The 14816-nt window shown below is 61.6% G+C and carries 11 protein-coding genes and 1 tRNA gene; 6 read left to right on the plus strand and 6 right to left on the minus strand.

Annotation, left to right across the window (positions count from 1 at the left end):
• Positions 1–80 precede the first annotated feature (80 nt).
• Complete coding sequence (locus M2335_RS14955; RefSeq protein WP_264586499.1) at positions 81–1835, plus strand: PAS domain-containing protein; 1755 nt, start codon at positions 81–83, stop codon at positions 1833–1835.
• Between the two features lie 154 nt (positions 1836–1989).
• Positions 1990–2076 (plus strand) — tRNA-Leu (locus tag M2335_RS14960).
• Between the two features lie 257 nt (positions 2077–2333).
• Here the strand turns inward: M2335_RS14960 and M2335_RS14965 are convergent.
• Genes M2335_RS14965 through M2335_RS14975 form a run of 3 tightly spaced genes read right to left on the minus strand, consistent with a single transcriptional unit; the run spans position 2334 to position 4910 of the window.
• Entirely contained in the window at positions 2334–4001 is a 1668-nt protein-coding gene (locus tag M2335_RS14965; protein ID WP_264595184.1) for a recombinase family protein, read from the minus strand.
• Positions 3994–4392 carry a DUF2924 domain-containing protein gene (locus M2335_RS14970; protein ID WP_264595185.1) on the minus strand — a complete coding sequence of 133 codons (399 nt, stop codon included), beginning with the start codon at positions 4390–4392 and terminating at the stop codon, positions 3994–3996. The genes M2335_RS14965 and M2335_RS14970 overlap by 8 nt, the downstream gene beginning before the upstream one ends.
• Entirely contained in the window at positions 4389–4910 is a 522-nt protein-coding gene (locus tag M2335_RS14975) for a DUF3489 domain-containing protein (protein ID WP_264595186.1), read from the minus strand. Before M2335_RS14975 ends, M2335_RS14970 begins: the two co-directional genes overlap by 4 nt.
• A 545-nt stretch (positions 4911–5455) precedes the next feature.
• Between M2335_RS14975 and M2335_RS14980 the strand changes: the two genes are divergently transcribed.
• The 4 genes from M2335_RS14980 (at position 5456) to M2335_RS14995 (ending at position 12498) form a co-directional block, all read left to right on the plus strand.
• Entirely contained in the window at positions 5456–6607 is a 1152-nt protein-coding gene (locus M2335_RS14980) for a hypothetical protein (RefSeq protein ID WP_264595187.1), read from the plus strand.
• 383 nt (positions 6608–6990) lie between these two features.
• A complete protein-coding gene (locus tag M2335_RS14985; RefSeq protein WP_264595188.1) occupies positions 6991–7422 on the plus strand; it encodes a DUF488 family protein in 432 nt (143 codons plus the stop codon).
• 775 nt (positions 7423–8197) lie between these two features.
• Positions 8198–9274, plus strand: coding sequence for an efflux RND transporter periplasmic adaptor subunit (locus tag M2335_RS14990; RefSeq protein WP_413716150.1), 1077 nt, complete (start codon positions 8198–8200; stop codon positions 9272–9274).
• The gene (locus M2335_RS14995) at positions 9271–12498 is read left to right on the plus strand and encodes a multidrug efflux RND transporter permease subunit (RefSeq protein ID WP_319801202.1); all 3228 of its coding nucleotides are present in this window, start codon (positions 9271–9273) and stop codon (positions 12496–12498) included. The genes M2335_RS14990 and M2335_RS14995 overlap by 4 nt, the downstream gene beginning before the upstream one ends.
• Positions 12499–13093: 595 nt before the next feature.
• Here the strand turns inward: M2335_RS14995 and M2335_RS15000 are convergent.
• Genes M2335_RS15000 through M2335_RS15010 form a run of 3 tightly spaced genes read right to left on the minus strand, consistent with a single transcriptional unit; the run spans position 13094 to position 14805 of the window.
• Positions 13094–13243: a CBS domain-containing protein gene (locus M2335_RS15000; protein ID WP_319801203.1), complete on the minus strand. Its 150-nt coding sequence runs from the start codon at positions 13241–13243 to the stop codon at positions 13094–13096.
• Positions 13244–13255: 12 nt separating this feature from the next.
• Positions 13256–13465, minus strand: coding sequence for a CBS domain-containing protein (locus M2335_RS15005; protein ID WP_264595191.1), 210 nt, complete (start codon positions 13463–13465; stop codon positions 13256–13258).
• Positions 13462–14805 carry a transporter gene (locus M2335_RS15010; protein ID WP_264595192.1) on the minus strand — a complete coding sequence of 448 codons (1344 nt, stop codon included), beginning with the start codon at positions 14803–14805 and terminating at the stop codon, positions 13462–13464. Before M2335_RS15010 ends, M2335_RS15005 begins: the two co-directional genes overlap by 4 nt.
• Between the last annotated feature and the right edge of the window lie 11 nt (positions 14806–14816).

The raw sequence follows: 14816 nt of genomic DNA on the forward strand, positions 1-14816 counted from the left end.
ACCACTCGGTCCTGAAGCGTTTGTTATGCTGGCTTCAAAGTCGCGGACGGCTGGAGCGGGCAACCACAGGGAATGCGACCTTGGCGATTGAATCGGGCGATCACAACGACTTCGCGGCTGAAAACGGGGATACCGCCGCTTCGGATGACAATCAGGGCACTGAAGCAGCCGAAGGCCGGGTGACCGTGCGCGGCAAGGATCACTGGCGTGAGCGCACCATCACCGCGCCGGGCCTGAGCGAACGGGGCAACGTATTTTTCGCCGCGATCGAAATGACGCGGATGCCGATGATCCTCACCGATCCCAATCTGCCGGACAATCCCATCGTCTTTGCCAACAAGGCATTTCTGGACCTCACGCTTTACGAAGAGAGCGAAATCATCGGGCGCAACTGCCGGTTTCTGCAAGGTGCCGAGACGGACCGCGAGCGGATCGCCGAACTGCGCGATGCCGTGGCGCGGCATGAGTCCATCGCGCTCGAAATCCTCAACTACCGGCGCGACGGCACGCCGTTCTGGAATGCGGTGTTCATCGGCCCGGTCTATGACGTCTCCGGCAAGCTGCTCTACTTTTTCGCCAGCCAGCTGGACGTCACCAAGCGGCGCGAAACCGAGCAAGTGCTGCGCCAGGCGCAGAAGATGGAAGCGATCGGGCAGCTGACCGCTGGCCTTGCCCATGACTTCAACAATCTGCTGCAGGTGATCGGCGGCAGCCTGGAACTGGCCTCGAACCGCATCGAGGATGAGCGGGCCGGGCGGCATATCGAGAATGCCCAGCACGCCGCCGCGCGCGGGGCAAAGCTGACCGGCCAGCTGCTCGCTTTCGCCCGCAAGACGCGCCTCACGCCCCGATCAGTGGACGTGAGCGATTGCGTGCAGAGCTTCGTGCATGTGCTGGAGAGCGCGCTCGGCAGCGATATCGAGTTGCACCTCAGCCTACGGCGGGGCCTGCCGCGCATCCACGTCGATCCTGACCAGTTCGAGATGGCGGTGCTCAACATCGTGATGAACGCTAAGGACGCGATGCGCGGCGCCGGCGGGCTGGTGACCATCACGACCGGCAAGCTGCATCTCAACGGCGATGCTGCCGCCCGCCAGCTTCCGCCCGGTGACTATATCAGCCTTGAGGTGACGGATGAGGGGGAAGGCATGCCCGCCCATGTCGCCCAGCGCGCGACGGAGCCCTTCTTCACCACCAAACCCACCGGTCAGGGCACGGGCCTCGGCCTCGCCATGGCCAGCGGCTTCCTGCAGCAATCGCGGGGCCGGCTGGAGATTGAGAGCGAACAGGGCGTCGGCAGCACGATCCGCCTGCTCTTCCCGGTTTCCGTGCAGAATGACGAGGATGACCGCGCCGGCAACCCGGCCCCCATCACCGCGGCCGCGCCCGCGGATGGTTCCTCCGGCAAGGCCCATATTCTGGTGGTGGAAGACAGCCCTGAAGTCATGGCCCTGTCCCGCGAGATCCTTGAAAGCGCCGGCTATCGTGTCTCGACCGCCATCTCGGGCGATGAGGGTCTCAAGGCGCTGCAGAAGCTGATGGAGGCCGACCCGGTCGATCTTCTCTTCACCGATCTCGTCATGCCCGGCAGCCTGAATGGCATTTTGCTGGCGGAGGAAGCGGTGAAGCTGGTGCCCGGCATCGCGATCCTCATGACCACTGGCTATAATGAGCAGCTCGTCTCCGATGGCCCGCAGACCATCTCGCAGGATGTGATCGGCAAGCCCTATCGCCCGGCCGAACTGCTCAACAGGGTCGAGCAGGCGCTCAAGAACCGCGCCACCGCCGGCGATGCCCGCCGGCACCGCTCCGATTACGGCCACGCCGAAGCCTGATCGAACGGGCCGGCTGACGAGGGCACGGGCGTAAGACGATCTATTCTCACGCGCGGTACATGAACGCCACCGAGCATCTGGCGTTTCCTAAAAAGGTGAGATATAGGCGCGCCAGCCATCCCCGCAGCGCGCTGCATCAAGGGGTTCGCGCCGTGCGGGCGTGGTGGAATTGGTAGACGCAGCGGACTCAAAATCCGCCATCCGCAAGGATTTGTCGGTTCGAGTCCGACCGCCCGCACCAGATAGTCCGTGTTTCTCCGAGATTCGTCAGCCATGGTGTGGCCGCGGCATAACTCGCGCGAAACTGCGCCGTTTTGGCGCCGACGCTTCGCGAACTGAGGTCTACAGACCAAGCACGCGGGCACCGTCGGCCATTTCTATCCCATTATGTCAGTGGCCATTTTCCAAACCTCATGACAGGTCGGCGCTGCGCGGCGTCGAACAAGAAAACGGCCGGAGGACATCCGGCCGACGCTTTCCCTAGATGGGTGACTGAATTTACCTGCAGCCAAGCAAAGCCCGCTGCTCACTCCAGTTGATCGGCAGATCGATGTTGAGCAGTCCTTTGGTCGTAATCGAAACCGGTTGAACACCTTCGATGCACTGCGCCACGATATCTGGCGCAAGCATTGCGATGCGCAGCAGCTGCGCAGAACGCTTGCGGCACTTGCCCTGCGCGTCAGCAAGTGATGCCAGACTATGCTCGGGGGCGCCAAGCAGCGCTAGATGCAGCGCTCGGGCTTCTGCGATCAGCGCGACCAGCGGCTTATTGATCGTATCAGCTGACCGATCCCGCGAGTCGCCAATGATCATGCGAACATCCTTGCCTTGCCGGATGCGGATCGCGCGGCTGGTCAGCTGCACCGGACGGTCATGGGCCAGCTGATCCAGACCCAGGAGGGACTGCAGCTTGTCACGGTGGAGTGTGAGAGTGATGCTCTCCTCTGCCATGTCGATCCGACCGAGGAGCATCGTCAGCATCGCCGGACGCTTTGATGCCTTGTGCAGATCGGCTGCAACCTGGGATGCTCTGGTCAGCGCACCTATGGCACGTTGGGCGCCGACGAACTCGACGAGAGCCCGATGATCCGTGAGCCAGCCCTTCGGGCGATCCGTGCCGATGCGCTCGATCTCCGGCGCGCTGACCCGCCATCGTTTTTCGCTGCTGCCGATGAGCGTATTGGGATGGGTTACATAATAACGATAGCGCTTGCCCGCCTTGGCCGTGTGGCTGGGCGACATCTTTCGGCCTTCCCCATCGTGGATCAGGCCGGTGAGCAAGCTGCGCCTGGGAGACCGCTTGGCCGGGGGGTTGTTGCGTCCTTCTTCCAGCTGACGCTGTACCGCATCCCAAAGTGCCTCATTGATGATCGCGTCGTGCTGGCCGTCATAGACCGCCCCCTTGTGCACGACCTTGCCGCGATAGATAGCGTTGCCCAACAGGTGTGAGAGCGCGCCGCGGCTGAACGCAATGCCGCCCCGACCATGAAGCTGCCTGGTGCGATAGCCATCGCGCAACAGTTCTTCGACCAGGGCCTGCAGGGAGCCCAGCGCGATATAGCGGTTCATGATGTGGCGGACCTGGCTCGCTTCGGCCTGGTTGATCACCAGCGCCCTGCCCTTCACATCATAGCCAAGCGGGGGGTTACCGCCCATCCACATGCCCTTCTTCTTCGACGCGGCGATCTTGTCGCGGATTCGCTCGCCGGTGACCTCGCGCTCGAACTGGGCAAAGGAGAGCAGCACATTGAGTGTGAGCCGCCCCATGCTGCTGGTGGTGTTGAACGCCTGCGTGACCGAGACGAAGCTGGCGCCCCGGGCATCGAGGATCTCGACGATGCGGGCAAAGTCGGACAGCGCGCGGGTCAGGCGATCGACCTTGTAGACCACGATCACGTCGATCTTTCCGGCTTCCACATCTGCCAGCAGGCGGACCAGCGCGGGGCGATCCATTGACCCACCTGAGTAGCCGCCATCGTCATAGGCGGTCTTGACCAGGGTCCAGCCTTCATGGCGCTGGCTGACGATGTACGCCTCGCAGGCCTCGCGCTGGGCATCGAGGCTGTTGAACGCCTGCTCCAGCCCTTCCTCGCTGGACTTGCGGGTGTAGACGGCGCAGCGCACAGCGCCGCGCGGTCCTTCAACGACCTTGGGCCGCCTAGCCATGGTCATGCAGCCCGAAGAAGCGGGGACCAGACCAGGACGTTCCGGTTACCGCGCGGGCAATAGCCGACAGCGACCGATAGCAGCGCTCGTCCCACACATAGCCATCTTCAACCACGGTGACGCTGATGCTACGCCCGTTCCACTGCCGCATAAGATGCATTCCGCTCTTGAGCGGGACGCTCTCCTTGCCGGCAGCAAGGCGACGGAGGGCTTGGCCATGGGAGGGCGATAACCCTCCCATGGTTTTCTCCTGCAGCGCATAGCCGAGCAGTCGGCGCAGCAGATCGGCGCTGACGCGCGGCGGCTCTGAACCCATTGACGATCGCCATTGATCACGCAGCTCGCCCAACGACAGCGCCGCCAGAGCATCAAGGCGTGCCTCCAGGCTCATGCCGCAGCGCTTTCGACCAGACGATAGCAGGCGCGCTCACCGCTCTTGTCCAGCGTGATCCCATGGCCCTTCTTGCGCAGGCCGGTGAGCGCCGCGCGGGTACTGTGCGGCAGCCAGCCGGTCATGCCGACCAGCTCATCAAGCGATGCGCCCTTCGCGCGGCGGAGCAGATCCAGCACCTGCTCTGATTTTGACCGTGTGCGGTTCGGTGGCGTGACGACGGCCGCAGTAGCAACAGTCTCAGCCTGAGCATTCTGCTCGCTGTCCACGCCGATCGCGGCACGGCCCGCTTGGGTGATGACAAGCGCGAAGCGATCATCACCCTCTTCCCGCCAGACCTTCGGCAGGTCGGTCGTCGCCGCTTCCTCGATCAAACCCCGCTTGATCAGCGGCGGGATAGCCTTGCGGATCCGGCCTGCCTGGCCCGCGAGATGATCGGGCGGTGGCAGCAAGCTGCCATCGTCACGTTGGGCAGCAGCGGACAGCAGAACGAGTTGCAGGTCGTTGAGCTTGGTCATGGGTGGTCTCCTCTTGCGGAGCAGCACTGCGCTGCTCCCACCACCCACAGCCCTGTCGACCAAGCCGGCAGGGCATATCCACAGTTCTTTCCAGCGGCTCGACCAGCACCAATGCTCGGTGTGCAGAACAAGTCCAGTCGAATGTGCGCCCTCAGCAATGAGGAAAGCAGCTGTTCGTTCAGCCGGATCGCACACCTGCTTTGGGAGCAGAGTTTCGCGACTGCTTTTGCGGACAGTCCTGACGGGCAGCTTTTAACTGCTGATCGAGCCAAAGCGGACATTCCGAAGCGATGAACGCTATGACTGCCTTCGACCAGACCCAGTCGTTCCCGATCAGAGCAACGAACGTCTCATCCGCCAAGAGCCGCCGGGCGGGTTGCGGGAAGAGAACCCGCAATAGCCGCCATTTGCTGCTTGGGCGGAGCATTGTCGGCTGCCGACCCCAACCTCAGTCGTTCCAATCGAGATAGACGTAAGCTTGTGCTAAAGCCGTGCTATATCATCTGCATCGGAGACTCTGAGTTTTGGGACGGTCTAGGAGCGCGATGACGGAATTTGAAGAAATCGCCCATTCGGGGGGCAAGATCACCGTCAACATCATGACGGATGAGCAGGGGCGGCGGGGGTATCAGCAGACCTACAGCGGCTCACGTCCCAACCCCATGTCCATGATCGCCGTCTGGGCGCTCCAGCAGGGCATTCCCATCGCGTCCGCCAATCTCGGCGGGATCGGCGACCAGCAAGACCCGCCTCCCGTTGGCGGCTGCTACATGATCATGATCGGCTCGGACAGCCGCGGCAAATTCGGCCACCACTGCCCCACGTGCAGTGGCTATTGGCGCAGCGGGCCATGGCCGCAACTCTGCCCCTACTGCCGATTTCAGGATCAGCCCTTCAATTTCCTTTCGGAAGCCCAGCGGCGCTATGTCGCACATTTCTGCCACGCGTTGACCGAAGCCCTGGATGCCGATCAGGATGGCAGCATCACCATCGACATGGACGCCGTGGCCGATGCCGCCGGTCAGGAAGGTGAAAAACCCGCCTTCTATGTGTCCGAGGAGAGCCAGCAGCACAAATTCAACTGCGCGGCCTGTGACGAATATAACGATGTTATCGGGCGCTTCGCTTATTGCTCTGCCTGCGGCACGCGTAACGATCTGGCAATGTTCCGATCGGACATGGCCGCATTGCGCGCGACATCTACAGCGGACAAGAGCAGCAACGCGGTGCGGGACGCGGTGTCGGCCTTCGATAATCTTGTCGGCCAATACACCAAGCAATTCCTTCATCTCGTGCCTCTGTCAAAGCGACGGAGCGAACGCCTGCAGCGCGGCCGCTTCCATGATCTCGGTGCTATCGACGATGTGCTCCAGTGGTTCGATATTAACGTGCTTACAGGCCTTGCGGCGGAAGAGGTCACGTTTCTCAAGCGCATGTTCCTGCGCCGGCACATCTATGAGCATAAGGGCGGCGAGGTCGATCACGCCTATTTGGATGCGTCGGGCGACACGAGCGTGCGGCTAAAGCAGCACATATCGGAAAGATTGGAAGACGTTCACCGGCTGATCAGTGGCCTCGATCGCATGGCGCAGCGGTTGCATGATGGCTTTCACGAGCTACTGCAGCCACTCGAAGGGCCGATCCGCGCTTATGCAGAACGTCTGGCGCGTCAAAAGGCTTATAGCGAGGGGCGATAAAGAATCAGCTGCGCCAACCAGAAAAATTCACATGTGGCCTAGTCTTACAGCTCTAGGCTGCGCTTATCTGCACAGTTTTGCCCGAATAATGGCTCTATTAAATCCGCAATCGAATGTTGCTAGTTCGCTTTCGGTCTAGCCTGTTGCACTCCCAATTGGTGCTGACAGTTTTTCAGAATGTCCGCTGTCCGCCTCATATCTGCCATCCACAAGCTCTGTTGCTTACGGCAGGAAAGTCCCAGTTCGCGGCATTAAAAACGGGACTGAACGAATGGCCGCTTTCGGGATGATCGTTCAACGGTCTGAATGTCGAAATTGGGGCGGGAGGCGACCATCCCAAGTCTTACCATAGCTATAACCGCCGCGCTTCCTATCTACAGAGAATGAGGATATTTTCGATCGGATATGAAGGTGCGACCCAGGCGGAGTTTGTATCCGCTTTGCTTGGTGCCGGCGTGAAATGCGTCGCTGACGTTCGCGCAGTCCCGCTTTCCCGCCGACCGGGCTTTTCGAAGAATATTTTGGCGGCCGGGTTACGAGAGGCGGATATTGCCTATGTCGGATTTAAGGCTCTTGGCACGCCCCCTGCAGGCCGCGAAGCTGCGAGAAAAGGCGATCATGCTCGCTTGGCCGAGGTTTATGCTGGTCAGCTGGAACTGCCCGAAGCAATCGCGCAAGGAGCGCAGTTATGCGACCTCGTGAACGAGATGCCTACCGCCTTGCTTTGTTTCGAGCGCAACCCAGAGAGTTGTCACCGTTCTCTACTGGTTGGCGCTCTCATGCCTGACGCAGAGGTCACGCATTTGTTCGCATGAGCGTCAGATATGTTCGCAAATCCAGCTAGGGCCCTCCCCACTAACGAATGTCCGGCTCCGACACTCAAGCGAAGCGTGCTGAACAACGGCTATGTTGGCGGCAACCGACCAAACCTGGTCGTTCAGATCCGGCGTAACGGACGTCTGCTCCAAGCAATAGCAGTCGTTCGGGCCTCTTCATTCCGACGGGCAGGACGCGCAAACATATCACGTCAATGAGGTGCCAGTTCCCCTGCCCAGCGCCTTATTACCATTGGGCCGAGACACCGACACAGTGCTGACCGATGCTTCTGATGCACGCTCAACATGAGGGGTTGGCCGCCTTTCCGCTCTTAGGAGACAGTGAGATCTGACCTCTGGCGGAGATAGCGTAGGTGCAGGAAAGGTGCGAGCCCATTTTGGAGGATGAGCGCGTCGCGCTGCGCAACCGCGCCTGGCACCGTTATTTCGCTAGGCGCGTGCCCGTTGGTGAGGTGAAAGATCTGATGCAGGACGTGCTCGCCAGCACAACCGTCAGAAAAGCCCTCAGATCGAGAAGTTGCAGGGCGCTCATTCGCAGGCCAATAGTTGCTTTCGTCTACTATGAGGTGCTGCTAGGACGAACGGATATAAGCGCTGGAAAACAATATTTTTGCAGTCTGCGCGGGGGGATGGACGAATGAGGGGGAGCCACAGCGCGGTAGCGCGACCTGAGGAATGGCATTGCCGCAGGATTGCTATCTCGCAGTTCCCCCGCAACCAGCGCACTTTTCTAATCGCTTTTGCCCTTCACGCTTTGGCTGCCTGCTCGGAAAAAGCGCCACCGCCGCCGCCTACACCGCAAGTCATTATCGCAAAACCCTTCAGCCGCAATGTGGCCGATTGGGTAGATTATGCAGGACGTTTTGAAGCGGTGGACGCCATCGATGTGCGTCCGCGAGTCTCTGGCTTGCTGCAATCGGTCCACTTCAAGGACGGGCAGTCCGTCACGCGCGGACAATTGCTCTTCACGCTCGATCAACGGCCCTTCGCCGCAAGACTGGCGCAAGCCCGCGCCGGCGTCGCCCGTGCGCAAGCGGCGCTCGCCAGAACCTCGGCTGATTATAAACGCGCGACTGCCCTGATCGGCGATGGCTTCATCAGCCAGTCCCTGGTCGATACCCGCCTTGCTGATTGGGAGCAGGCGTCCGCTGAGCTGGCCAACGCCCGCGCCGTCGCGCAGGCCGCATCGCTGGATCTCTCGTTCACGCGCATCACGGCGCCAGCAAGCGGGCGGGCATCCTATCGCAGGCTTGCAGCAGGCAATCTGGTCTCGGCCGAGCAGACCTTGCTCACCACCATCATGACACAGAACCCCATGCGCTTTGTGTTCGATGCGCCGGAGCGTGCTTTCCTGCAATTCCGCCGGGCTCGTGAGAGTGGCGCTGTCGTGCAGATCCGCCTTGAGGATGAAACCGAGTTCAGTTGGGCCGGTCAGATCGAGATGCTGGACAATGCGCTCGATCGAAGCTCCGGCACCATCCGCGGACAAGCGCTCGTACAGAACCCCACCGGCTTGCTCACGCCCGGCATGTTTGGGAGGATGCGCTGGACTTTGGGCGCGCCTAGCCCTGCACTGCTTGTTCCAGAGAAGGCGATCATTGTCGATCAGACCCGTCCGACCGTATTCGTCGTCGGCAAGGATGGTCTGATTGCCCAGCGCATTGTGGAGCTGGGCAATATAGCGGACGGCCTGCGGGTGATCCGCAGCGGCCTCGCGCCCGGCGAGCAGGTCGTCATCGCCGGCATGCAGCGCGCGCGAGTGGGGCAGAAGGTCGTCGCCAAGCTAGGCAAGATCGAACCTGAGCGGCCCGCACCGGGAGCGACCAAGTGAGCGCCGCCAACGCGCGGATGAGCTTCTCGCATTTCTTCATCGCGCGACCCATCTTTGCTTGCGCCTTGTCGCTGTTCATTCTGCTCGTCGGCATCATTAGCTATTGGCGCTTGCCGGTCGACCAATATCCAAAAATCTCGCCGCCGGTGGTCAGCGTCACCGCCGTCTATCCCGGCGCGTCTGCCGAGGTTATGGCGGACACCGTTGCAGCCCCACTGGAGCAACAGATCAATGGCGTGGACAACACGCTGTATGTGAGTTCGACCGCGATTGCGGATGGCCGCGTGACGATCAACATCAGCTTCCAGATCGGCACCGATCCTGATTTGGCGCAGGTGCAGGTGCAGAACCGCGTGCAGACCGCGCTGCCCCAGCTGCCGCAGGAAGTGCAAAATCTCGGCGTGACGGTGCGCAAGGCGCAGAACGACACACTGATGATCGTCCACATGCTGTCGACTTCACCCAGTATCGATCGCGAATATCTCGCCAACTACGCAACCATGCAGGTGCGCGAACGGCTGCTCCGCCTGCCCGGCGTGGGCGATGTCGGAACATTCGCTTCACGTGATTATGCCATGCGCATCTGGATCGACCCGGACAAGGCAGCCGCGCGCGACCTGACCGTGCAAGAGATATTGGCGGCGCTGCGCGGCAACAATATCCAGCTTGCGGCGGGAACGGTTGGCGGCGCGCAAATGAGCCAAAATCCCGGCCCTACCCAATATAATCTGAATGTTCAGAGCAAGCTCAACCAGCCCAAAGAGTTCGAGCAAATCATCGTCAAACGCGATGCGCAAGGGCGCGTCACCCGCATCGGCGACATTGCGCGGGTGGAGCTGGGCGCACAGACCTATTCGATCAACGCCTATCTCGATCAGGGAGAAGCCTATCCCCTAAGTGTTTCGCAGGCATCGGGCGGCAATGCACTCCAGACGGCCACCGCCGTTCGCGAGACGATGAAGGAACTCGCCAAGAGTTTCCCGCCCGGCGTTTCCTACCGGATCGTATTCAACCCCAGCCAATATATCAGCGATTCCGTGAACAAGTTACGCGACACGATGGTCGAGGCGGTCATTCTCGTTGTGATCGTCGTCATATTGTTCCTGCAAAGCTGGCGCACCGCCATCATCCCGTTGTTGGCCATACCCATCTCGCTAGTCGGCACCTTCGCTGTCATGGCGGCGGCGGGCTTCTCGCTCAACAACCTCTCGCTGTTCGGGCTGGTTCTTTCCATCGGGATCGTGGTGGATGATGCCATCGTCGTGGTGGAAAATGCCGAGCGCCATATTCGCGCCGGCGTTTCCCCGCGCGAGGCGGCGTATCGGACTATGAATGAGGTGGGGGGCGCGCTCATCGGCATCGCGCTGGTGCTGGTGGCCGTGTTCGTGCCGACCGCCTTCATGGGTGGCGTCACGGGGCAATTCTACAAGCAGTTCGCACTGACGGTGACCGCCGCAACCGTCATCTCGCTCATCGTGTCGCTTACCCTCTCGCCCGCCCTGTGCGCGCTGCTACTGCGCCAGCATGACAGTGTCCCGCCGCGCACCGCCATCATGCGTTGGCTGCACCGGAGCGGCGAGCGCTTTACGATGATGTTTGACCGCTTCGGTCAAAGCTATGGAAGGCTCACACGGCGCTTGCTGCGTATGATGGGCCTCGTCTTCATCCTCTATATCGGCTTGCTGTTGCTCACCGGTTGGCGGCTCTATGACACGCCGCGCGGTTTCGTGCCTCAGCAGGATCAGAGCCTCGCCGTCGTCGCGATCAATCTGCCGACCGGCGCCAGCCTTGCACGCACCGATGCCGTCGTGCGGCAGGCCATCGATGTCATGCTGGAGACACCGGGCGTTCAGGCAGCCTCCGTCTATGCGGGCGTGGATGCGATGGGCATGTCCGTCCAGTCCAGCGCCGGACAGCTTTATGCCATCATGGAGCCGTTCAGCGAGCGGTTGCCCAAGGGACTGACCGCGGACGTCATCGTCGCCGACCTGCGCAAGCGCTTCTCGAGCATGACCGAGGCGGACATTCGTCTCATCATGCCGCCACCGGTGCGCGGCCTTGGCACGGCGGGCGGCTTCCGCCTCATGGTGGAGGACCGTGGCGGGCACGGCTACGCGGCGCTCGATGCTGTGACACGCGATCTCGCCGCGGCGGCCGCTGAAGAGCCCGCCATTTCCCAGAGCTTCACTAATTTCAACATGCGCAGCCCGCGCATCGCGGTGGAGGTGGACCGCGATAAGGCCGAGATGCTCGGTGTGGAAAGCCAGGATGTTTATGCCGCGCTCCAGACCTACATGGCGGGCTCCTACGTCAACAACATGACCCTGCTTGGCCATAGCTTCCAGGTGATTGCGCAAGCGGACCCGGCCTATCGGGAGAATGCGGACCTGCTGGGGCAGATAAAAACGCGCTCGGCGTCCGGCACGATGGTCCCGCTCGACGCGGTCGCTAAGCTCACGCCCTCGACCGGGCCGTATCGCGTTCAGCGCTACAATCTCTATCCATCGACCGATATTCAGGGCGAGGCAGCGCCGGGCTATTCCTCCGGCGAGGCGATGGAAGCGATGGAGCGGATCGCCGCTCAGCGCCTCCCCGCAGGCTTTGGCTTCGAGTGGACGGACTTGGCCTATCAGCAGCGTGTTGCGGGCGGCAGCGGTGAACTTGCCTTCGGGCTGGCGATCATCTTCGTGTTCATCGCGCTGGCGGCATTTTATGAGAGCCTGACGCTGCCGCTCGCGATCATCATGATCATACCGCTCTGCCTGCTCTCCGCCATTCTGGGCGTGAACCTGCGAGGCGAGGACAATAATATTCTCACGCAGATCGGCATGGTGGTGCTGATTGGCCTTGCGGCGAAGAACGCAATTCTGATCGTGGAATTTGCACGCCAGGCCGAGGATGAGGGCCTGTCCTCCCGGGAAGCCGCGATCATCGCCGCGCGCATCCGCCTGCGTCCGATCCTCATGACGTCTTTCGCGTTCATCGCCGGCGTGGTCCCCCTCGCTTTTGCGACGGGCGCCGGTGCGGAATTGCGCCAAGCGCTGGGAACAGCCGTCTTCTACGGGATGATCGGCCTGACCCTGCTCGGCCTCATCTTTGCGCCAATCTTCTATGTGGCCTGCAGGATGCTCGGCGACCGGGTTTCAGGCACAATGGAGCGTCGACGCGCAAGACGCGATCTTGATGTGTCTGACACTGCTGTTGAGAAGATCTCGCGGGAGTGAGCCCTTTCGCCGACTGAGGCCACTAGCAACTCGACTTCACATCATCTGCTGATATGGCCACGACCTTGGAATGCTCAAGCCCCCTGTGTCCGCGATACTCAAGCTCTCTACCCCCGGTTGTGCTTCCCCAGAGTAGATGTAGATCAAATCGTGAACGTTTCAACGGTCCTGGGCGAGTAATTCACGAATTTGTGGAAAGCGGCTCAGCGGTTCGATGAATTAGGTGTCGTCTGTCAGCAGCGCTGCTCTAATCCCAGCTCACGGGCCTTCCAGGCGGCAAAGCATTACTGCACTCGTTACTTCCCGAAGGTAGGCAATCAATACTCGCTCTTCAGGTTTAAGAGGCGCGGTATCGAATGCATTTGACACCAAATAGATGATCCACTGCTGATTGCAATGTCCCACGATCCGCGTTCGCTTCCTGCGACAGTCGATCAAAGCCGGTCGTTGGGGTCGGCCTACTTGAACGACTGCTCCAGCCAATAGCAGTCATTCGGGACGTTTCAGCCCGCCCTGAGAGACCCGACCCAATTCGAGACTTTGGCTTCGGAACTGTGCATCCCGACAGCGGACGTTCGATCAGTGCTAAGTCATTTTAACGGCCACGGGTGCGTTCCGCCTCATTTCCGATCCGTCGCGCCTTCAACAAATCGTGTCGCGATAGAATACCGATCACCTTGCTGGTGATCGGGTCGATGATCGGAACACGCCCGACGCCCGTCGAGACCATGAGATCGGCCACCACACCAACCGGTGCCTACGCGGTTGTAAAGGGCTGTGACGCATCCGAAACGACATCAGACAAAGCCACGTCTCCCGGTGCGCTTTCAACTTGCCAGCGCAGCGCGTCGGATCTCGATACCAGACCGAGCAACCGCCCTTCTTCATCTATCACTGGATAGCTGCGGTGCCTGGCCGTGCTCCCGAAAAATGCGATCGTCTCGCCAACTACTTTCCGCGGCGTCACCTGCCCCTCGACAACACGAACGGGATGCGCAGCACCGTGCGCAGATCGGTGGCGTCTTCGGTCGCCCCCACCTCGACCGACCAGTTCAGCGTCGTGCGGTCCGTCGCGCGGTAGCTTACGCCGAACAGCAGGCGGCCGATCTGGAGATCGCGCGCCGTCTGCACCTGCGGGTCGCCCCAGTCCATCGTGGGCATCAGCAGGCGCTGCGTGGTGCGCGTGCCGAAGGACCAGCTGTGCGCATAACCCAGGTTGAACGAGGTGCGTTGGTTCAATGATACGCCGATCCCCATGCTGACGGATATCGCGTCTCCCGGCTTCACATAGGTGATACGCACCGGCGGGATGACCGTATCGACCCCGTGACCGAAATTGCGGGTGTAGCCAATGGAGCCGAACAGGACGGCGGGGTCACTGGGCAGAATTGCGGTCAGGCTCGGCGTCACGCCCCAGAAGCCGGACCCCGTGGCCGCACGGGTCGCGCGGCCCAGCGTATCCCGAGAGATGTCGAAGGGGTCGGTGCCGGTGGGCACCACAACCTGCAAATTGCCGATCAGGAACGGCCAGCCGCCCCGCGCAGAGCTCAGCTGATAGCGCGCCGACAGCTCAAGGTCGCCAATCCCCCGGCCGCTGGTGCTGCTATCGATGGTCGCCGCATCGGGATCGCCCGTCGTGCCCTGAATCGGGGCCAGCACCGACTTGTCATTGCGATAGACGAACGGAAGACGGGCGCCGATCTCGACATTGCCGAGGAGCCCATAACGCAGGCCGGCGGATGCCGTGAGCACGTCCTGCCGGCTCTCGTTGATATCGAACACGCCAACGAGCACGGACTCAACCACTTCGATGCCGCGGAAAAGCGCACGGTTGCGGTCGGCCCGCGCATAATCGAGCTGAAGCTCGGCGGTGAGCTGACCGCGCCGGGTCACGACGCTGCCTTGCTCTCCCAGCACCGCGACCTCGGGCGGGCGATCGATATCCGGTGGCGCTTCCCCCACGGGGCCAGCCGGGGCCTGGGGCGCACCATTGGGCGCGCGCGGCGGCGGGACAGCGTTGCTGGCGGACTGGACAGTTTGCGGCGGATTTGCTGCCGATGGCGCCGCCGTTGCGCCACTTGGTTGCGCATCCATGGCAAGGCGCTGCTCCAGCGCGCGAATGCGCGCCTCCTGCGCTTCCAACTGCTGTTGCTGCCGGGCGATGAGGCTGAGCGCCTGCTTCAGTTCGGGGCTAGCATTGCTCGACTGTGGCAGCGCGGTGCCCGTTGGCTGGGCCCATGCCGGTGATGCAGCCAGTGCGCCGCCAAGCATTGCCACTCCCCCCAGGAGCCGACCTATTCTGGTCATTTGTGTCCTTC

Origin of the sequence: Sphingobium sp. B12D2B, assembly GCF_025961775.1 — a bacterium.
Taxonomy (GTDB): Bacteria; Pseudomonadota; Alphaproteobacteria; order Sphingomonadales; family Sphingomonadaceae; genus Sphingobium.